The sequence below is a fragment of the Vibrio tubiashii ATCC 19109 genome, assembly GCF_000772105.1.
Taxonomy (GTDB): Bacteria; Pseudomonadota; Gammaproteobacteria; order Enterobacterales; family Vibrionaceae; genus Vibrio; species Vibrio tubiashii.
Genome location: NZ_CP009355.1, coordinates 1,182,638 through 1,204,690 on the forward strand (window position 1 = coordinate 1,182,638; position 22,053 = coordinate 1,204,690).

Annotated in this window: 14 protein-coding genes; 10 read left to right on the top strand and 4 right to left on the bottom strand. The window is 45.0% G+C overall.

Translation table 11 applies throughout. The features are described 5' to 3' along the window. The gene (locus IX91_RS20490; protein ID WP_004743084.1) at positions 1-753 is read right to left on the bottom strand and encodes an electron transfer flavoprotein subunit beta/FixA family protein; all 753 of its coding nucleotides are present in this window, start codon (positions 751-753) and stop codon (positions 1-3) included. A gap of 111 nt (positions 754-864) precedes the next feature. Here IX91_RS20490 and IX91_RS20495 point away from each other — a divergent pair, with 111 nt between their 5' ends. After that, positions 865-2,523, top strand: a complete 1,659-nt coding sequence (locus IX91_RS20495; protein ID WP_004743083.1) for an electron transfer flavoprotein-ubiquinone oxidoreductase — start codon at positions 865-867, stop codon at positions 2,521-2,523. Here IX91_RS20495 and IX91_RS20500 read toward each other — a convergent pair. After that, positions 2,516-5,080, bottom strand: coding sequence for a DUF294 nucleotidyltransferase-like domain-containing protein (locus tag IX91_RS20500; protein ID WP_004743082.1), 2,565 nt, complete (start codon positions 5,078-5,080; stop codon positions 2,516-2,518). The genes IX91_RS20495 and IX91_RS20500 overlap by 8 nt on opposite strands. Positions 5,081-5,445: 365 nt before the next feature. On the opposite strand from IX91_RS20500, the gene IX91_RS20505 reads away from it, so the two are divergent. From IX91_RS20505 to IX91_RS20520, 4 genes are all read left to right on the top strand, one after another. Continuing rightward, positions 5,446-6,906, top strand: a complete 1,461-nt coding sequence (locus IX91_RS20505; RefSeq protein ID WP_004743081.1) for a DUF3360 family protein — start codon at positions 5,446-5,448, stop codon at positions 6,904-6,906. 270 nt (positions 6,907-7,176) lie between these two features. After that, a complete protein-coding gene (locus IX91_RS20510) occupies positions 7,177-8,781 on the top strand; it encodes a BCCT family transporter (protein ID WP_004749639.1) in 1,605 nt (534 codons plus the stop codon). 297 nt (positions 8,782-9,078) lie between these two features. Further along, entirely contained in the window at positions 9,079-10,311 is a 1,233-nt protein-coding gene (locus tag IX91_RS20515; RefSeq protein WP_004745674.1) for an L-lactate MFS transporter, read from the top strand. 63 nt (positions 10,312-10,374) lie between these two features. Then, positions 10,375-12,021 (top strand): VRR-NUC domain-containing protein, encoded by a 1,647-nt coding sequence (locus tag IX91_RS20520; protein ID WP_038197717.1) that lies wholly within the window; start codon positions 10,375-10,377, stop codon positions 12,019-12,021. On the opposite strand, the gene amt is transcribed toward IX91_RS20520, so the two are convergent. Next, entirely contained in the window at positions 11,988-13,880 is a 1,893-nt protein-coding gene (amt, locus tag IX91_RS20525; protein ID WP_004745672.1) for an ammonium transporter, read from the bottom strand. The genes IX91_RS20520 and amt overlap by 34 nt on opposite strands. A 195-nt stretch (positions 13,881-14,075) precedes the next feature. After that, positions 14,076-14,534, bottom strand: a complete 459-nt coding sequence (locus IX91_RS20530; RefSeq protein ID WP_004745671.1) for a hypothetical protein — start codon at positions 14,532-14,534, stop codon at positions 14,076-14,078. 261 nt (positions 14,535-14,795) lie between these two features. Between IX91_RS20530 and IX91_RS20535 the strand changes: the two genes are divergently transcribed. The 5 genes from IX91_RS20535 to IX91_RS20555 all read left to right on the top strand — a co-directional run bounded on the left by IX91_RS20535 (position 14,796) and on the right by IX91_RS20555 (position 22,053). Beyond that, positions 14,796-17,153 carry a fatty acid cis/trans isomerase gene (locus IX91_RS20535; RefSeq protein ID WP_004745670.1) on the top strand — a complete coding sequence of 786 codons (2,358 nt, stop codon included), beginning with the start codon at positions 14,796-14,798 and terminating at the stop codon, positions 17,151-17,153. Positions 17,154-17,192: 39 nt separating this feature from the next. Further along, positions 17,193-17,381: a hypothetical protein gene (locus IX91_RS20540; RefSeq protein WP_004745669.1), complete on the top strand. Its 189-nt coding sequence runs from the start codon at positions 17,193-17,195 to the stop codon at positions 17,379-17,381. A 165-nt stretch (positions 17,382-17,546) separates the two neighbouring features. Continuing rightward, positions 17,547-19,295 carry a formate--tetrahydrofolate ligase gene (locus tag IX91_RS20545; protein ID WP_004745668.1) on the top strand — a complete coding sequence of 583 codons (1,749 nt, stop codon included), beginning with the start codon at positions 17,547-17,549 and terminating at the stop codon, positions 19,293-19,295. A 141-nt stretch (positions 19,296-19,436) separates the two neighbouring features. Beyond that, positions 19,437-21,326, top strand: a complete 1,890-nt coding sequence (locus tag IX91_RS20550) for a DUF294 nucleotidyltransferase-like domain-containing protein (protein ID WP_004745667.1) — start codon at positions 19,437-19,439, stop codon at positions 21,324-21,326. Between the two features lie 7 nt (positions 21,327-21,333). After that, positions 21,334-22,053 carry a 3'-5' exonuclease gene (locus tag IX91_RS20555; RefSeq protein ID WP_004745666.1) on the top strand — a complete coding sequence of 240 codons (720 nt, stop codon included), beginning with the start codon at positions 21,334-21,336 and terminating at the stop codon, positions 22,051-22,053.

Below are 22,053 nucleotides of genomic sequence, written 5' to 3' on the forward strand. Positions count from 1 at the left end.
CTATTCAATCACTTTCGCTTCATTTTTAAGTTTGTCGACAAGCTCAGTAACACTAGCCACCATAACGCCTGCTTCTCGCTTCGGCGGTGCAAAGACTTGCAGCGTCTGCTGCGAAGATTTTATCTCGACTCCAAGAGACTCCGCATCGACGACATCCAATGTTTTTTTCTTCGCTTTCATAATGTTAGGTAGTGACGCATATCTCGGCTCATTTAATCTCAGGTCGGTACTTACCACAGCAGGTAACGATATTTGTAGTGTCTCTAAGCCACCATCAATCTCTCGCGTCACAATCGCTTTATCATCTTCAATCTGTATGTTTGACGCGAATGTCGCCTGAGGACAGGCCATAAGAGCCGATAACATTTGCGCGACCTGATTGTTGTCATTATCGATGGATTGCTTACCCAACAGGACTAATTGAGCCTCCTCTTGCAGCGCAACAGCTTTAAGTAGTTTGGCAACGACAAGTGGTTGGCACGTTTTTTCGGTATCAAGGTGAATCGCTCTATCTGCCCCAAGGGCCAGCGCGCTTCTAAGCTGCTCCTGACACACAGCCGAACCAATTGAAACCACGACGACTTCACTCGCAGCACCACTTTCTTTAAGTCGAATCGCTTCTTCAACGGCTATTTCGCAAAATGGATTAATGGTCATTTTGACGTTACCTGTCTCAACACCAGACTCGTCGGCCTTTATCCTAACTTTTGTATACGGGTCAATTACACGCTTAATCGCTACCAGTACTTTCATTACTCTCTCCAAGAACAATGTGTGTAGTTTGAGCTTAGTAAAGTTTACGTTTACGTCAACTGTAACTATATTTAATGCAATCAACATTTTTAAAATGGAAGGTTGAACGCAATGGAAAGAGAAAGCATGGATTTTGATGTAGTGATTGTCGGCGCTGGTCCTGCCGGGCTTTCAGCTGCATGTCGGCTTGCACAACTATCTCAGCAACAAGAGAAACCTCTTTCTATTTGCGTAGTAGAAAAAGGCCCCGAAGTTGGCGCGCACATACTCTCTGGGGCGGCGTTTGAAACATCGGCTCTCGATGAACTCTTCCCAGACTGGCGTGAACTAGGTGCACCTGTGACTACCCCCGTCTCGCAAGATGAGTTTCTGTATCTCACCACCGCGCAAAATCATGTTCAGATACCCGAGCTATTCACCCCACTCGCGATGAGAAACAGTCGCCAGAATTACGTGATTAGCTTGAGTAAGCTGTGCCGCTGGTTAGCAGAGCAAGCTGAAAGCCTAGGCGTTGAGGTTTTTCCCGGCTTTCCTGCTAAAGAAGTCTGCTTTGACGACAATGGCGCCGTGACTGGCATTATCACTGTCGACATGGGCTTAGATAAAAATGGCGAGCAGAAAATCACCTTCCAAGCGGGCATACAACTCAACGCCAAACAAACCATCTTTGCTGAAGGTGCGCGAGGTAGTCTAGGGAAAAGCCTAATCAAACATTTCAACCTTGATCGTGATTGTCAGTCACAGCACTACGCCTTGGGCATTAAAGAAGTTTGGACACTGCCTGAAGGTGATGAAAGATACAGTCCCGGTTTAGTGGTTCATTCTACTGGCTGGCCTTTGAGTGAGTCTGACTCGACGGGTGGCGGCTTTTTATATCATCTTGAGGATAACCTGATTGCGGTAGGCTTGATCACTGACCTCAACTACCACAATCCTTACCTGAGCCCTTTTGATGAATTCCAAAGGCTTAAACACCACCCACGTTTTGCTCATTTTCTGCAAGGAGCTGAAAGAATCGCTTATGGTGCTCGCGCCATTGCCAAAGGCGGCTTGCTCTCGCTTCCTAAGCAGCAATTTGCTGGTGGACTATTAATTGGATGTGACGCTGGCACGCTCAACTCGGCCAAAATCAAAGGTTGCCACACCGCAATGAAATCTGGGCTTCTTGCAGCTCAGGCTGCATTTGACGCCATTGAAAGAGACCAAGTGGAAGCAGATTACCAAGCATTGTTTTTAGATTCTTGGCTATACCAAGAGCTCAATCAAACCCGTAATTTCCCCGGCATGATCCATAAATATGGCTCCCTATTAGGAGGAGCGCTGTCACTGTTCGAACAAAATGTCTGGCATAAGTTGACAAATGGGACGTCAAGTTGGGATATTGCCGATCATCAAGCTGACTATGTAGCGATGCATGAGTTATCACGCTGTAAGCCAATCCACTACGCTAAGCCTGATGGCGTTTTGAGTTTTGACAAAACTTCTTCCGTCTTTCTTTCGTCTACCTTTCATGAAGAGAACCAACCTTGTCACTTACTGCTCGCCGATCAGCAGTTGCCTGTGACTCATCATACAACCTTATTTGACGAACCCAGTCAGCGCTATTGCCCTGCTGGGGTGTATGAAATCATTGAAGTAGAAGGTCAGCGTAAGTTACAGATTAACGCAGCGAACTGTTTACACTGCAAAACCTGCGACATAAAAGATCCTTCGCAAAATATCACCTGGGTTCCCCCAGAAGGTGGCGGACCAAACTACACCACTATGTAGCCAGCCCAAAATCATGCTTCACCTTTTGGTGAAACATTGAAATACGGCTGACGACATTTTTAAGGTTCTGTTGCTCTAACATCGTTAAGTCTTCAACCGTTAACATGTCATTGATTTGCCTTAAGTCGCTGTATTCTATGATTTGATTCATAAAGCGGAGATGCCAGATATGATCGAAGATATACACCATTTCTCTATAGGTTTTAGCATCGATTTCTTGCGCAGCATGGAGCCCTTTTAACCTTTCAACCGTGTTACTTTCTCGGATGTCGTGTTTGAGTGCGTAGAGACGACAAAAGATCTCCATTGGTCTTAGGCAATCTTTAAGGTTGATTGCTTCACGCCCTTCATGTTGCTCTGTAACCAACACATTTTCATCGTTGAGAGGAATAGAATGCGCAAGGCAGTTTTGTGCGTATATGCTAAGAAACTCTGGTTGATTCGATAGTAGCTTCTGAATATGAGACTGAATCCCATCCGCTAATCGGGTATCACCATAGGTTGAGCGGATATCAAAGAATACGTTCAGTTCCAATATACCGTCAGGAGTCGCTTGCTGAACCCACTGGTCAAAATTGCTTTGCCACTCCTTCTCGCTCAAACACCATTGATGGTTAGAGGCCATAATCAATCCGTCGCAATAGCTGTAACCGGCCTGATTGAGCATGGCACAAACCTTTTCTGCTAAGTGGAGAAAATAGCGACGAGTGGCCTTTAGGTCTTGCTCATCGGGGGTCTCGAATACAATCGCATTATCCTGATCGGAAAATAGAGTCATGTCATGGCGTGCGTTACTGCCAAACGATAAAAAAGAGAATGGTACAGGCGGCTCCCCTATCTCTTGAATAGTCAGTTCGATAAAGCGACCAATCGCCGCATCATAGGTACTGCCAATCAGTCTTCTTAAGTGATCGGGACGAGCACCTGCGACAATCATCTCGCGAATTAAATCGGTCAACCGGTTGAGAGATTCAATAACATGGCTATGGCTTTCTCCATGCTCAATGTCTAAAACGATACTTGCACTGGTTTTTTGATAGTCCGTACTTGGGTTTACTGAACCAAAGCTCGCGCCATACACTTTGCGAACGATAGGACGAAAAGAGATAACGTGGCCTAATTTCTCTGATAGGAAGATTCGAGAGGTACTTAAAATAATGTCTATCTCGCGACCGCTTTTTGTGACGATCTGAGCTTCATACTCCGCAGGCTCTGTTTGGTGGCTAAATAGCTCTAGTAAATGTTCTATGACGTTTTGGTTATGTGCCGCACTAGAGAATAGTTCCTGCCAAATCGTTTGAGACTTGAGTTCAGTATCTGTGTAGCCAAGTAATTGGTGAAGGCGAGAGTTAGAGAAAATAATCTTGCCATCTGCTTCTAAAATATATCCTTCATTAGAAGACTCAACCAATGCCTTATAGCGGTTCTTAGCCTCATTTAGAGCATGTTCAGCGCGTTTCTTTCTTCTCTCAATCACTTTTGATTGGGCGATAACGTAGAACAAAATCAGCGCCAAACCTAGAGTAATCAATACAAACACTCGATAAAGGGTGCTTTCTAGCTTATCAATCTCTTGCTGCACGTCCTGTAAATACACACCAGTCCCAACAACCCACTGCCACTCTTCTACCCCTTCAACGTAAGTCATCTTTGGCGCAGTAATTGTCGCGTCGTCTTTCCATTGCCAAAGGTATTCTAGATACCCTTCATGAGAGTTCTTAACTAGATTGACTAACTCTACAAAAATGGGAAAGCGTGAATCATCATTCTCATAATAGTAAGTTAAGTCTTTGTTGGTTAGATCATGGCGATAAGGATGCATGATCATTCTTGGATGCATATCAGTGATAAAGAAGTAATCTTTATTTTCAGCACCATACCTCATCGACTTAATGTCCATCGCCGCTTTAGACTGGGCTTCTTCTCGACTTAGCTTGCCGCTTCGCTCTAGTTTGATGTATCGGTCGACCACACTGACTGCCGTGGAAGTGAGCTCCTTGAGCATCTGCTGTTTCTGGTTGACCATGGAGTTTTCCACCAAAGGCAAGATCACATAGATAATCGCCGTCACAAACAAAATGATGGCAGTGATTGTCGGTAAAACAATGCGTAAGCTAAATCGGCTTAAAGTAGATTGATGATCAGTTTGCTGGGCACTTACCCCCATGAAGTAATCTTCAAGCTCTCGCTCATCGAGTACATCACCAAGCTCATCTTGATGATTTACGTCATGGTACTTGGCAGTAAATGAGCCATTCTCAAAGTCAGCTTTAGAAGGCAAATAACCGTGGTAATCGTCACGCACATGAGTTTCAAAAACATCTTTAATCTGTTGGCTTGTATATTTATCGCCAAACTCCTGAATGGCTTCAGAAAGTGCCTCTTTGCAATGGCGAAATCGTCGATGAGAATAAGGATCAAACTCCAGCTCTCTGGCCATAGTGTCATGGTGACCTTCGCCATTGAAATCAAAAAAGCCGTCTATCCAACGATGAATATCTTCAGCACGTAGTCCATATAAGCGCTCTGTTCGATTCGCGTGTTCAGAAATTTTCATCGGATTATTGTCATTTCCTTGCATATTGATAAATAAATCAAAAATGTGCGGTACGTAGCATTTTTATTAAAACTCAATCAGCGTAACTATATCTTCGAAAATTTACTTAATCGAAATCAATAATTATCAAATACCCCTTTCTTAGTATGAGGCCAATGTTTTGACTCGATTTTTGACAAGGTGCCCAAGAGTTATCTTGTCGTCATCAACGAAGTGAGCTCATGTTTTTCCCACCTTTTCAAATAGATAAGGTTCTTGGTAGCGTCTGGGATGTCGTCTCGTACTGATCGAAGGTCAGTATACCAAGTGTAAGTGGAGAGCTAATTGACATGGTTCAACTTCGTCTCATAACAAAGGAAGACGAAATGTCTAACACTAGTAAAACCTTTTACAGGGATATGCGTAAAAAGGCGCATGAATTTGAGAGCCGAGAAGAGTTTCTCAACCATGATCTAAAGATCATGAGTTTTCGCCGCTGGGGTATTCACTTACCCTCACGTGATTACAGTATTGAAATAGAAGACTGGGTTCCAGCCCTAGCTGCGACCATAGGTAAAGTGGTAATGGTGACGGCAATGGTCGCTGCTTTTGCCGCTCAGTTTGGTTTATCACCTGAATTTGTTGCAGAAAACGTTCGCTACGAACTGCTCATTGCGGGTGCTCTGTTTGTTATCCTTTTTTCAGCCATTCTAAATCCAAACGCTAACCTAGCCGGGACTCATGGGCCAATGATCCCGTTGATACCGCTTATCGCTGCTGCGGGCGGGCATCCGTTAGCACTAGGCTTAATGGTTTGTGCCTTTGGTTTAATCCTTGCCTTTACTAAAGGGGGTTCCAAGCTCATGACCTTAACAGGGGTCGGTGTGCGAGGAGGCTTGCTGATATACCTAGGTGCGGTCGGTTTGATTGGTCAAATCAACAAGACCGAAGCTTGGGCTGCAAGTAGCGATCAGGGTTACATCTCTTTTGCCGTTATCGGTGTCACGGTTATGGTTTACGCTTATCTAGCCAAAATCAATAAGCGCTGGTTAGCCATCCCTCTATGTTCAGCGCTTGCAGGTATTGTCGCGTACGTTATGGGTGCTGATTTCTCATTCACGACAGAACCCGGTCTACCACACTTTAGTCCATTCTACTGGTGGGGCGAAGACACAGGTTGGCAATTAGGTTGGCCTAATCTAGAACACTTTATTGCGGTTACACCTTTTGCGCTGCTTGCCGTTGCTATGTGGTCACCAGATTACCTAGGCCACCGCGTTTTCCAAGAACTGAACTACCCGAAAGAGGCCAAAGGCGTTTTGATGGACGTTGACGATACTATGGTTGGCGCGTCAGTTCGCCAAGGTGTCGGCGCACTTTTAGGTGGCGGTAACTTAGCCTCATCGTGGGGGACTTACATGATTCCTGCGGCGATTGCTAAACGCCCTATCCCGGGTGGTGCTTTGTTGACTGGCTTAATGTGTATCGCTGCATCGGTTATCGGCTACCCGATGGACTTAGCCATGTGGGAGCCTGTACTGCGCGTTGCTCTTATTGTTGGTGTTTTCCTACCGCTACTTGAAGCGGGCATGCAGATGATTCACAAACATAAAGATTCACTCAGCGCTGGTATCTGTATCTTTGCCTGTGCGTTTGTGAACCCTGTCTTTGGCTGGGCGACAACCATGCTACTCGATAACATGGGGCTAATTGGCGACCACGAACGTGCAAAGTCTTTATCACCAAAAGATAAGTACCTTATTCCGGGCCTAGCATTTATCATCTGCGTTGGCTCATTGGCATTCGTTGGTCAATTGCCGGGTATCCCTGCTCTAATCGGTAACTAAGCTTAACTTTAGGTTTTGGGCAAAGTGCAATTATTCCGTACTTTGTCCTTTCCTTCCCGCTTAGGTGCCCCCTCCACTCTCCCCTCTCCTGAATGAACATCAAAAATGTGATAGGATCCGCATCTTGGGGATTACGCTAACTGCCGAAGTTGTTCTTTTTAAATGCAATTTCTGTCATCGCTTTGATGATTAGAGCAAGCTAATCAAGTAGTAAAAAGATATGGAGTTGGTCTTTCTGCTCACGGACATGAGTAGATAAAATCACAATTTATGGATTATAAATCGAAAAAGTACAGTATTGATTCAACCGACTATCAAGTCGGCCAAGATAACATTAATAAATGGGGTATGGACGTTCACAACACAGTATTTACTGTCTCTGTTGGTCTATCTATCCTTTTCATCGTCACCTTGCTTGCACTTTCGCCAGCAGACGCAAAAGCCGCCATTGATTCCGTAAAAGGGGCGGTACTTTCTAACTTTGACTTCCTATTCATGTGGGGAGCCAACCTGCTACTTCTATTCTCAGTTGTCATTGCATTCTCACCTTTAGGTAAGATTCGTTTGGGTGGTGATAAAGCGACCGCCGATTATTCGACCTTGTCTTGGATTGCGATGCTGTTTGCAGCCGGTATGGGTATCGGACTTATTTTCTGGGGTGTGGCAGAACCTACCGCTTTCTATACCAACTGGTTTGGTACACCACTGAATGTTGATGCTTACACACCTGAAGGCCGCGAACTTGCTCTCGGTGCAACCGTATTCCACTGGGGTCTTCACGCTTGGGCAATATACGGTATGGCGGCACTATGCCTAGCATACTTCGTTTATAACAAAGGCCTACCACTTTCTATGCGCTCAGTCTTTTACCCACTTTTAGGTGATAAAGTTTGGGGCAAGATTGGTGATGTAATCGACGTGATGACTGTTCTAGTCACCTTGTTTGGCCTTGCGACGTCACTAGGCTTAGGTGGCTCGCAAGCAGCGAGCGGGATCAGCTATGTGTTTGGTTTTGAAAACAGCTTATACCTTCAGCAATCAATCATTGTGTTGATCATGGGATTAGCGATCATTTCAGTATTACGCGGAATGGATGGCGGCGTGAAGCTGCTGAGTAATCTGAATATGATCATTGCCTTTGTTTTCCTTGGGTTTATCGCGGTACTTAACTTCACTACGGTTCTGGATTCAACCTACACAGCAGTTGTTGGTTACGTGAAGAACATTATCCCGCTCAGTCAAACAAGTGGCCGTGAAGACACAACATGGTTACATGGCTGGACTGTATTCTACTGGGCTTGGTGGGTTGCTTACGCGCCATTCTTCGGCATGTTCGTTGCGCGTATTTCTAAAGGACGCACAGTACGCGAGTTTCTTGTCTGCGTGATGATTATTCCTACCCTAGTAACAACAGCTTGGATGTCTGTATTTGGCGGCGTTGCGATTGATCAAATTATCAACCACGTTGGTCTACTTGGTATTGAACAAGGTATTTCAGATGTATCGCTAAGCCTGTTCTACATGCTTGATGCGTACTCATTAGGCAACGTGCTGTCGGTTCTCGCCGTCGCGCTAATTGTCGTCTTCTTTGTTACCACACTAGACTCAGGCTCAATCGTAATCGATAGCATGACTGCGGGTGGCAAACTAGAAGTTCCACTAAAACAAAAAGTGGTGTGGGCACTTATTGCGGGTTCAATCGCTATGGTAATGCTGTGGATTGGTGGTACTCAATCTATTCAAGCACTGCAATCTATCACTATTATTGCTGCACTTCCGTTTACCATTATTTTAATTCTGGGTTGTATAAGCTTAATCAAAGGGCTTTTAACTGAAGTTGAGCAACCAAATTCCGCTATCAAAGCGAAAAGCTAAGTCTCAAGCTCTCCCGTAAATCGGGAGAGCTTTTTCATTCCTGTACCCCTACCTTTATACCCTCGCACCAAATGGTTTTACAACAAACCATATTACTAAGTTGTGAAGATCAGTATCGATTACTTACACATATTTAACTTCTCAAAATTAATTACTTAATCTGTTAAAAAAGAGATTCCAATCACACTAAATTTGGTTATAATTCGCGCCCATTGCGCTTTATGTTGATAAACGCAAACTTAATTTGAGTAATTGAACTGTTAACCGATCCTCTTTCGAGGAAAAACGAGAAGAAAAATGAGCAAGATTGATAAAGCTATGCGCATCCTGCTAGCGGGATTCTGTATCAACCTTTGTCTTGGCATCCTGTATGCTTGGAGTGTATTCAACAAGGCATTAGTGACCGAGTCAGGTTGGAGCGCAGCTGAAGCTTCAGCGCCTTACGCAACAGCAACGATCACTTTCTCTATCTGTCTTCTGGTTGCTGGTATCCTGCAAGACCGCATGGGCCCTCGCTTGATCCTTATCCTAGGTACTGTGCTAACAGGTCTAGGTATGATCGCATCTGGCTTCGTTGATTCACCACTGATGCTGAACATCACTTTTGGTGTTATCACTGGTGCAGGTATCGGTTTTGGCTACGCATGTCTTTCTCCTTCAGCAATGAAGTGGTTCCACGCGTCTAAGAAAGGTATGGTTAACGGCATTATCGCGGCTGGCTTTGGTCTAGCGGCTATCTACTTAGCGCCGGTAACTTCTGCTCTAATCACAAGCATGGGTATCCAAACCAGCTTTATGATTCTTGGTGTTGGTGTCCTTGCTATCGCTGTACCTTTAGCGGCAACCATCAGCAACCCACCAGCAGATTACACACCTGCTGAACCAAAAGTAAAAGAAGGCCAAGCGCCAAAAGTGGTTAAGAAGTCTGACGACCTAACTTGGAAAGCTATGCTTAAAACGCCTCAGTTTTACTCGCTATGGATTATGTACGCATTCGCAGCATCTGTTGGCCTAATGATCATTGGTAACATCACGACTATCGCAAGTGTTCAAGCGAACCTACCAAACGCGGTTTACCTAGCGTCTATCCTAGCGGTATTCAACTCTGGCGGCCGTGTTGCTGCTGGTATGCTTGCAGACAAAATTGGCGGCGTGCGTACACTGCTTCTAGCTTTCGTTCTACAGGGCATCAACATGGTTCTGTTTGCAACCTTCAACTCTGAGTTCACGCTAATCATTGGTACAGCGATCGCAGCAGTAGGTTACGGTACTCTTCTAGCTGTATTCCCTACCCTAACCGCTGAGTTCTACGGTCTGAAGAACTACGGTACTAACTACGGTGTACTTTACACTGCATGGGGTATTGGTGGTGCAATCGGTGCTGCAGTTGTTGGCTTCTCAATGACTAACGGTGAAGGCTACGGTCTTGCGTACACTATCTCAGCAGTGATGATGGCAGTTTGTATTGTACTTGCTTTCATTACTCGCCCACTATCTGAAGCGAAAGTCGCTGAGCTTAAAAACGCGTAATCTATTGAATTACTAGCGAAAAGGCTTAACCTTAAGGTTAAGCCTTTTTTGTATCTCGCTGTTATGTCTGACCCTATCGAACTTGCACCTGACTATTATCTTCATAATTTCACCAAGCTAATTACTCATGCTCTAGACTGGTATCCTGATTTACTAACTGAAAGTGAACTCAACTGGCTACGCAGTTTCAAGCAACTAGACAAAAGCTCAAAGTGTTTGCTTGTTCGACTACTATCTCGCAAAGGTGAGTGGTTTCGCTCTGATAAGTTAAACTACCCTGAAATTGGCGATATCACCCGCTGTCTTGAGTCCCTGCAACTCGTCGATTTCATTACTATTAACCATGATGTTTGCGCTTTAACGTTCGCCTCTGAGCTACTGACTAAGCCCGAGCTGTGCTCATTGTTTACTTTCTCGAATAATGCAGCTCGCAAAGAGCAGTTGTTAAGCCAGATCGAACAAAAGCCGTTTACCCGTTTTGATGACATTAACTTTGTAGTGATCAGACTAAATTACTCCGAGGTTATTAACGTTTTACTCGCCCTGTTTTTCGCTAACACTCACCAAGATCTCAGTCAGTTTGTTCTTGATGATTTAGGTCTGCATCAATTTGAAAACTATCAACTTAGCGATCAACGCCGATTCTTTTCCTCACGGACTGAGCTTAACCAGTTACTACACCTTTCCGATTTACATGGCCGTTATATAGACTCCGATAGGAAAGACTCATCTAGCTTATTGGCTCTGCTGGGCGAAATAGAGCACCCATTCAGTCATAACTATATAGAACGTAAGCGTCAGCACTTGATCAACGATATGTCGAGAGATCTAGAGCGGCTAGGAAAACTAGAAGAGTGCCTAGAATGGTTTGCGAAAACTTCCCTTCCACCATCGCGCGAGCGTCAAGCGCGAGTCCACGATAAACTCGATAATATTGATGATATGAGTGACGTTGTCACTGAAATGTCACTCCAGCCTGTGGATGTGGCAGAGTTAGAAACTACGCACAAGCTTGAACAAAGGCTCAAACGCAAACAAGGGCTTCGAGTCCCAAGAGAGAAAAAGCCAGATATTCACGAATACCACTTAGAGTTAGATCTTTCTCAGCAACGAGTAGAACTCGCAGTAAAATCGCATTTTGAACAGCTTGGTTATCAGGTGTTCTATACCGAGAACCTTTTGCTCAATGGCTTGTTTGGCTTGGCATTCTGGGATGTGGTATTCGCGCCGATAGAAGGTGCTTTCATTAACCGCTATCAACATCGCCCGTTGGATTTGTATCACGCCGATTTTGCCATCAAGCGTCAAGCTTTGATTGACCAAGCATTCTACACTCTAGAGCGTGATGGACTAAACGCTCTTGTCACCACTTACCACCAGAAATATGGCTTGGCGAACCCATTTGTCCACTGGGCTGGCTTTGATCTAGAACTGCTAGAGGCTTGCATCAAGCACATTCCAAACCATATGGCGCTGTCCCTGTTTAAAGTGATGCTAAAAGATCTCAAACTCTACCGTAGTGGCATGCCTGATCTCATTCTCTTCAAACAAGGTCAGTTTGAATGGGTTGAAGTCAAAGGACCTGGAGATAAACTGCAAGATAATCAATGGCGTTGGTTTAAGCACTTTATTGAACTTAAGGTTCCATTCTCTGTCGCCTATGTCAAAGAGGCTCTCTACTCCGCAAACTCAGAGAAGAACATCACTTGATTTCGCCCTTTTGACTTAGCTTTAAATAGCGCTCGATCCGCTTCGTCAAACAGAGCGGTGTGAGGCAAGTTGATTCGTCCGTCCCACAACGCACCACCGATACTTACAGTAACAAAATCACAATCGGCATGAGCATGAGGTATTTCTAGTTTCTCAACCTCATTGCGCAATGCTTCGGCAACTTTTTTAGCCTCTTCAATCGTGGTGTTACGCAGAATAAAGGCAAACTCTTCACCCCCTATTCGCGCGAACACATCTCTTTTCCTGATCGTAATTCGGCTTAATGCCTGACAAATATTTTGTAAGCAGTAGTCACCAAGTTGATGCCCATAGTGGTCGTTATACTGTTTGAAATAATCAATATCCAAAATCAACAAAGCAAAATCTTCGTCCCGCTCGTGACTCTGACTCATGGTGTTTTCCATCGCCTGTTCGTAAACTCTGCGATTAGCAATCCCTGTTAGTGGATCTAGGCTCGCCATACGTAACAGTTCTTGTTCTTTCTTTCGAAAATGCTTGTTGGTGCTATCCAGCAAATAGTTATAGGTCATAGAAAGATTGGAATAACTTGAGCCGTGGTCAACTTCAAGATGCTTCTCTTCATCATGGTTTTTGACTACGCGATCAAACTGTTCCATTAAATCAATCAGCTCATCCTTCATACCATGCTCACCAAAGTTAAGCCCTATGGTTTCGGTTTGAGCCGACACGCGAAGAGGATGAAAATGGTTGATGAGTTTAAGTAGTGGGTAGCTCACCCCAACCACCCAAAGAGCGGTAGATGCGATACCCATCAACTGTATTAATAGCTGGTCCATTTGACTAGCGGCATTAAGCTGATCTACTGGAGCAAACAGCGCAACCGCAAGAGTACCCCACACTCCACCACCCAAGTGAACAGGGACGGCTGACACCACATCATCTAATCGCAGTTTTTCTAATACACTCACCAGTATCACGCTGATACATCCGCCAACCGCACCAATGGCAACAGCGCCAGCTAAGTTAGCAATATTGGCACTTGCAGAGATAGACACGAGACCGGCTAAAAGCCCATTTAATATGTAGCGCGTACCTCGCATTGAGTGGATATTCCAAGACAACAATAAGGCACTAAAACCGCCGGTACAGGCTGATATCGCCGTATTGGAAAATATCTTTGCTAGGTTTTCATCAGGATGGATCACGCTACCGCCATTGAAGCCGAACCAACCAATAAATAGTAGAAAAGTACCAAGCGCAGAAAGTGGCAAGTTTTGACTGTACATTTCTCTTGGCTTGCCATCCTCGGTAAAGCGACCTAAACGCGCACCGACTACAACAATGGCGACCAAAGCAATCCATCCACCTACCGAATGAACGACTGTAGAACCTGCAAAATCCATGAAGCCGCGTTCTGCGAGCCACCCCATTCCTGTCGACTTAATGTGGGTACCATTCCAAATCCAATGACCGACGACAGGAAACAACAAGGTCGCGGTAATTAATGAGCTGATTAGATAACCTGAGAACCGCATCCGTTCGGCTACCGCACCTGAGAGAATGGTCGCTGCAGTACCACAAAACATCATTTGGAATAGAAAGAATGCGAGGATCAGTGGCACGGTTTGTTCTGACAAGACAAACAAGTCCGTCCCTATCCACCCGTTCCAGCTTTCCCCATACATAAAGCCAAAACCGATTAACCAATAAAACAGGCCACTGACACAGAAATCGGCAACATTTTTGAGCGAGACATTAATGTTGTTTTTATTTCGAACCAGACCACTTTCAAAGCAAGTAAAACCCGGCTGCATCAGAAGAACTAATGCAGTACACAACAGAATCCAGGTAATGCTTATCGTCTCGCTTTCGATCATAGCTATGCCCAAAAAGCTGGTCGGTTATACCTTTAGTATTATCCGAGCATAGTTAAGTGACCGAGAATTCTCCACTTTTCTCTAAGGTATTGCCTTTTAAACTAATCGAAATGAATGAGCGAACGAACAAAGACTAAAACTAAAGGGCGATATATACACCCTTTAGTGTTTAATTGGATTTGTATTCAAGACGTCTCAAGCTTCTACCACGTAAACTTTCTCACCACTTTGCTTTAAATTGGCAATAACACCTTTACGAGTCAGATTATTTTCTTGCAGAAATGCGGCCAGATCTTCGGTAATTCTTCCAATAGTTCGCACTTCAAAGCATTGTTGGCCTTTACGAATCATATAAGAATCCGCTTTCTTCTCACTCTGTTCAATTTTATCAAAAAGATATTCTTTACTGATTCCAGCATCTTTGAGTAACTGATAAGCCACTTCCAGTACGGCTTCGCTATTAGCCTCAATCAACTCATCACAAGCGGTATTAAACTCTTTTCTCACCTGTTCAATCGTTTCATTGTCAGAGTTTTCAAGTAACATTTTAAAGTGCTTACTTTTATATGAAACTATACTTGGAATTTCAGGTATACAACCACCTTCTTTGGCGATTATATCAACAGAGCTAGGGGAACGATTATCAACACTCACAATTATTCAACTTACAAAACTATATTGTATTACATTAAACAATTTAAAATTCTTTCAGTCAAAACTATTAAAATTTGAAGTCATTTATCGGTATTGCGGTGCGAGTCATTGTTGACTTAATCAGGAGCGAAATACGACAGCCCGTAATCTAAAACCAATCATTTTCTTTGTCATTTTTATCAATTGGGCAAAAGTATTATTTGCCATTATTGAAGCCATCTGCTGCAATTAGTCCATTGAATAGTCAGTACAAGTATCCAGATGAATTTACGTACATTTTTGATGATGGCAGTGGTATTAACGTTCGCCGGCTGTGCCACTTATGCTGGGCTAAATTACGACCAGTTATTTGGCGAACCTAACGTGCAGGAGCGCCGCACTGATGTGGATAGCGCAGAAAGTGATTCCTTCCTTACTGAGGTTAAACCCATTATCGATAAACGCTGTGTTGTCTGCCACGCTTGTTACGATGCCCCATGCCAACTGAAAATGTCATCGGTTGAAGGGATCGACCGCGGTTCAAGTAAAGAACTCATCTATCAAGGGACTCGCCTAACAGCTGCCACACCTCATCGACTATTTGAGGATGCTCAAACAACTCAAGAGTGGCGCGATCTTGGTTTTAGCCCTGTCCTCAATGAACGTGTACAAAATCCAACCGCCAACTTAGAAGCCGGGCTGATTGCTCGCATGCTGATGCAAAAAGAGGCTCACCCGCTGCCAGATCAAACTCAACTCGAAGGCTTCGATTTTTCAATTGACCGCTCTCAAGTATGTCCGACGATTGAAGAGTATGACCAGTACTTACAGGACTACCCGACTTGGGGTATGCCTTATGGGATGCCCAACTTAGATACCAACGAATACTCCACACTGATCAGTTGGCTACAAGATGGTGCGATAATGAATCAGCCGCTGCCTTTAACGCCAGCGCAAGCACAGCTAGTGAGCGAATACGAAACATTGCTCAACAAAAGTTCTCGTAAGGTTCAGCTTGCTGCTCGTTACATCTACGAACATCTGTTTTTGTCGCACTTATATTTTTCCGACTTAAACGAACAGCAGCCACGCTTCTTTACCTTAGTGCGCTCTACGACTCCACCAGGCCAACCTGTGAGGCGCATTGCGACTCGCCGACCGTATGATGATCCGGGCGTTTCTCGCGTTTATTACCGATTGATTCCAGAGCAAGGCACCATTGTTGATAAAACTCATATGCCATTTGCCTTGAATGAAGAGCGAATCAATGATTGGAAAGAGTGGTTTATCGACGCGGATTACGATGTTGCGAGGCTTCCAGACTATACCCCTGAAGTTGCCGCAAACCCGATGACGGCGTTTATTGATATACCAGTTAAAGCGCGCTTCAAGTTTATGCTCGACAACTCGCAAAACACGATTAATGCCTTTATCAAAGGGCCGGTTTGTCGTGGGCAATTGGCGCTAAATGTCATCAATGACCGCTTCTGGGTGTTCTTTCTAGACCCAGACAAAGCAGATATTCCTGAAGTGAACGAGTTTTATCACGCGCAAGCAGACAACTTAAAACTGCCTGGTGAACTTGAAAGCAATACCTTACCCGTGACGAACTGGGTATCTTACTCAAGGCAGCAAGCGCGTTATTTACAAGCAAAGTCTGACTTTATCAATCAGTGGTTTGAAGGCGGTAAGCATCTAACCACCGATGTCATTTGGACGGGAGAAGGAACCAATCAGAACGCAGCCCTTACGGTATTCAGGCACTTCGATAGTGCTTCTGTTGTTCAGGGCTTAGTCGGTACTCCCCCAAAAACCGCTTGGGTGTTGGACTATGCTCTCATCGAGCGTATCCACTATTTACTAGTGGCTGGGTTCGATGTGTACGGTAACTTCGGCCATCAGTTAATGACGCGAATGTTTATGGACTTCTTGCGCCTTGAAGGCGAAAGTAATTTCGTTGCCCTCTTACCTAGAGAAATGCGCCACAAAGAACACTCTAGCTGGTACAAAGACCAAAGCGCTCAGCTTAGTGACTTTTTACAACGTAACGTTAAGCCGTTTGACCAACCGACACAAGTGCCGTACCAGACAGACGATCCAAAAGCTGAGCTATACGATATTTTGCAGACTCAACTTGCTCCAGTACTGACTAACCGCTTCAAAATCGAGCAAACGGGAATGAAACTGGAAAATGAGCAGTTGCTACGCAGTATCGATAATATCAAAGGCAAAGGGCTTATTTATCTGCCTCAGATAATGATGTTAATGATTGAGTCTGATAGCGGTAAAGATCAGCTCTACACCTTGCTGCACAATAATGCTCATACCAACATTTCCAGTCTATTTGATGAAGAGAGTAACCGCGATCCAGCCAATGATGATCTTACTTTGGTTCGTGGAGTGATCGGTAGTTACCCTGCTGCGTATCTATCCCTTAAAGAACAGCAAGTGCCAAAACTGGTCGAAATGTTGAAAAATATTTCGAGCGAAGAAGATTACGTTAAGCTGTTGGATACCTTTGCAATTCGTCGTAGTTCTGACCAATTTTGGCCGTTTAGCGACAGAGTTCATGCATGGTATCAAGAGGATCAACCTATCGAATTTGGCCTGCTTGACTACAATAGATTTGAGAATAGGTAGAACCGTTCAACTGCGCATGACACGCTCAGGGAGGTGACTATGGGTATCAATGACAGCATTAGAGCTTTGGAACAACAAATTTATGTTGCCTGCTCAGAAGGTGACTACGACACCGTACAGATGCTTGAACATCAGCTTGATAGCCTTAGGAACAAGGCTGAACATCCGTTTGATGATGATCCTTATGCTCCTGAAGGGAAAATAATCCCTGAAGATGACTGGTACTAACGAAAACGCCCCATCGTAATTTACATGGGGCTTTCTTTTGCCCATCGCCCATGACACACGTATAATCCACTCTTCTACAATCAGAGCTTTACAAAGCAAATTTAATCGCTATTATTTGCACGCAAACGATTGCCTCACTTTTTATGTGTCTATTTTGAGGGTTTTATGCTGTCTGATATTGAGATCTGTCGCGAGACAAAACTACACCCAATTTCTCAAGTTGCTGAGCGTGCCGGTTTGCATGCCAACGAGTTCCATAGCCAAGGAAAACACAAGGCTAAAGTAAGTTTGCACAGTCTCAAACGTCTGCAGGAAAACTCAACTGGCAAGCTTATTCTGGTTACCGCGATTACGCCAACGCCACTTGGCGAAGGTAAAACAGTGACGACGATTGGTCTGTCTCAGGGCATTGCCAAACTCAAACGTTCAGTCTTGGCATGTATACGCCAACCTTCAATGGGCCCTGTATTTGGAGTCAAAGGTGGCGCGGCAGGCGGCGGTTACTCTCAGGTGGCTCCAATGGAAGAGTTAAACCTGCACCTTACAGGTGATATTCATGCGGTTACCGCAGCGCACAACTTAGCCGCAGCGGCCATAGATGCTCGTATCTATCACGAGCAACGTCAAGGCTATAAAGACTTTGAACAGCGCAGTGGTTTGACTGCTCTCAAAATCGACCCTCAGCGCGTTGTTTGGAAGCGTGTCATGGACCACAATGACCGAGCATTGCGCATGGTTACTGTCGGTCAAAATGAAGCCAATAAAACGATTAATGGCTTCGAACGCCAAGATGGATTTGATATCTCAGCCGCTTCTGAGCTTATGGCGATTCTTGCTCTCGCTTCTGATTTAAAAGACCTTCGAGCTCGTATTGGCCGTATAGTTGTTGCTTACAACATCGAAGGCAAACCTATCACCACGGAAGATTTGCAGGTCGCAGGCGCCATGGCCGTCAGCATGAAAGAAGCGATTGAGCCAACCTTGATGCAAACCTTAGAAGGCGTTCCAACGCTTATCCACGCAGGCCCGTTTGCTAATATTGCTCATGGTAACTCATCGATAATCGCTGACAACATCGCGACAAAACTGTGTGATTACACCGTCACTGAAGGTGGATTTGGTTCAGATATGGGGTTCGAGAAAGCGTGTAATATCAAAGCTCAAATGTCAGATAAATCACCCGATTGTGCTGTGATAGTGGCTACACTGCGCGGCCTCAAAGCGAACTCTGGGCACTACGATCTAAAACCAGGTCAAACGATACCTGATTCGCTATTTGAAAATGACGAGAGCGCCCTCATTGCAGGCTTCGAAAACCTAAAATGGCATATTAACAACGTCAACAAGTACGGTGTGCCTGCGGTCGTTGCGATCAACCGCTTCCCGCAAGATAGTGACCAAGAACTTCAAGCGCTAAAAGCTATGATTGAAGCGTTACCAAATGATGTCGAAGTCGCTATCAGCGAAGGGTTCGCTAGAGGTGGCGAAGGGACACTAGAGCTAGCAAAGAAAGTCGTTGCTCAATGTGACAAAACAGCTCACTTCAAGCCGCTGTATCAATTTAGCCAAACAACCGAAGAGAAGTTAATGGCTGTGGCTGAAGCAGGTTATGGCGCATGTGGTATCACTCTTAGTTACCAAGCAAGAAAACAACTTGATGAGTTAAAACAGCATGGCTTCGACAACTTAGCGGTTTGCCTTGCAAAAACACCACTGTCTATTTCCACCAATGGCAGCATTAAAGGTGCGCCTTCTGGCTTCGATGTGCCAATCCGTGAGTTACGACTGTGTGCGGGTGCGGGCTTTGTCTACGCGCTGTGTGGCAACGTAATGACGATGCCGGGCTTACCAGAGAGGCCTGCGTTTATGAATCTCGATCTCGATGACGAAGGCAATATTATTGGCTTAAGCTAACCGCGATTGACCAACGAATTCTCGAAGAGGCTAAGTGATTAAAACTTAGCCTCTTTTCTTTAGCGCAATCTCGACAAGTCATGCAGTCCACCACAAGATCATGTACCATTGAAACATTACTCGAACAGACCGGATGTTTTCATGGAAGCAGAGTTATTGGAAATTAAAAATTTCCTATCCCAACACCCACCTTTTGACGAACTCGAAGACGATGTACTCAACTATGTCACCAAACACGTTGAGATTTCTTACTACCGTGAAGATACGCCTATCATCCACTTCGGCGATGAAATCCACGATCTTTATATGGTACGAAGTGGTGTGGTTGAAGTTTATCGACGCAAAGGCGAGCTCTACAACCGTCTTGATGAAGGTTCCTTGTTTGGTCAGATGGGACTACTCACAAACAACAAAGTGCGTTTCCCTGCCAAAGCGATAAAAGATACTCTGCTCTACTGTATTCCTGAGGCGGTCTTCCAAGAACTCTATGACGAGCATGAAACCTTCGCTGATTTCGTTGAGGTAGAAGATACCGCGCGTTTGCGTCAAACCGTCTCTAATAGCAGTGAACAAAACGACCTGACGACGTCCAAAGTAAGAACCCTACTAACCAGTGAAGCGCCAACGATTCCAATGTCTGAAACGATTCAGAACGCGGCAATCAAAATGGCGGAAGAAAATGTTTCTTCACTATTGATCGTCGACCCAGATATTGCTCAAGACGACGAAGACGATAACAACCCGCTGGTTGGTATTATCACCGACCGAGATCTGTGTACCCGTGTACTCGCCCAGGGGCTAGACCCAAGCGATGAAGTATCAACGGTAATGACCACAGAGGTGATTTCACTCGACCATAACGCTTATGTGTATGAAGCCATGCTGACGATGCTGCGTTATAACGTTCATCACCTTCCTGTGCTAAAGGATAAGCAGCCGATTGGCATCATCGAAGCTACGGATATTGTCCGTTACGAATCTCAAAACTCTCTGCTGCTTGTCAGTACCATTTTCCAGCAACAGTCAGTCGAAGAGCTTTCTACCCTTTCAGAGCAAGTAAAAGACAGTTTTGTACGTTTAGTAAATGAAGACGCCAACTCACATATGGTGGGTAGTGCAATGTCAGTGATTGGCCGAAGCTTTAAACAACGCATCATCGAGCTTGCAGAAGAAGAGCTCGGTGAACCTCCCGTACCCTACTGCTTTGTTGCACTGGGCTCGATGGGTCGAGACGAGCAACTGCTTGTCACCGATCAAGACAACGCCATCATTCTTGATAATTCCTTTATCAAAGAGCAACACGATAGTTACTTCGCTCAGCTGGCGAAGATTGTCTGTGACGGCTTAGACAAATGCGGTTACACCTACTGTACTGGCGACATTATGGCAACCAATCCAGATTGGCGCATGACTCGTACTGAATGGGAAGAGTGTTTTGCCGATTGGATTGATGACCCAAACCCTAAAGCCCTACTTAACGCCTCGATATTTTTTGACCTCGACGGTGTTTATGGTCGATTGAAATGGGCCGAACACCTCAACGGGTTTATTGTGCGCCGTGCGCGTAAAAACAATCGCTTCCTCGCCTGTTTAGCCCGCAATGCGATGAACAGAACTCCTCCACTTGGCTTCTTTAAAGACTTCGTGATGGAAAAAGATGGTCAACATAAGAACTCCATCAATCTCAAGCGTCGTGGTACCGCGCCATTGGCGGATTTGATTCGTGTACATGCGCTTGCGGTTGGCTCTCGCTCTAAGAACTCTTTTGAGCGATTAGATGATATCCACGAGGCGGGCATTTTGCCTAAAGGCAAAGCTAGGGATTTAAGTGATGCTCTTGAGTTTATCTCTATGGTGCGGATTCGCCACCAAGCACTAGACGTTGAAAACAAGATTGATCCTGATAACAACATTGAGCCGGAAAACCTGTCGGATTTTGAGAGACGCAATTTAAAAGATGCATTCCAGATCCTAAGTAACGCGCAAAACTTCTTGAAGTTCCGTTACCAAGCGAGCAACAACTTTAAGTGAGGTGGCTATGCTGAATAAAATTATGTCTCCACCCTCTATTGACTGGCAAACTAAGTTCAGCCGTAAGTTAGAGGTCGCACAGAACCACGCTTTAAAGCAATATTATCAAGCGGGAGTGCCCGCTCCTTCGACTCCGCTTGAAGAAGTCACCTTTCTTGCCATGGACTTTGAAACCACAGGGCTTGATTCGGATGAGGATGACATCATTACCATAGGTACTGTGCCATTTAACCTCAATCGCATTTTTATCAATCAAGCGCAGCATTGGACCGTCAAGCCACGCAAGCAGTTAGCTGAAGAGTCAGTCGTCATACACGGTATTACCCACTCCGATGTACTTGACGCACCGGACCTAATTGGCGTTTATGAAGAGATACTTGCCCAAATGGCAGGTAAGATCATGGTGGTTCATTACCAGCGAATTGAGCGTGAGTTTTTTGATAAAGCGCTTAATGCACGCATCAAAGAAGGCATTGAGTTTCCAGTTGTCGATACCATGCACATCGAAACTCAGCTGCAGCAAAAAGCCAGTGGGGGCATTTTAAATAAGATACGAGGTAGAAAGCCAGAATCGGTAAGACTTGGAGCAAGTCGCTCTCGGTATGGTCTCCCACTCTACACGCCACACCATGCCTTGACCGATGCGGTGGCGACAGCTGAACTTCTGCAAGCGCAAATTGCCCATAACTACGATAGAAGCATGCCTATCAGCCAACTCTGGATTTAG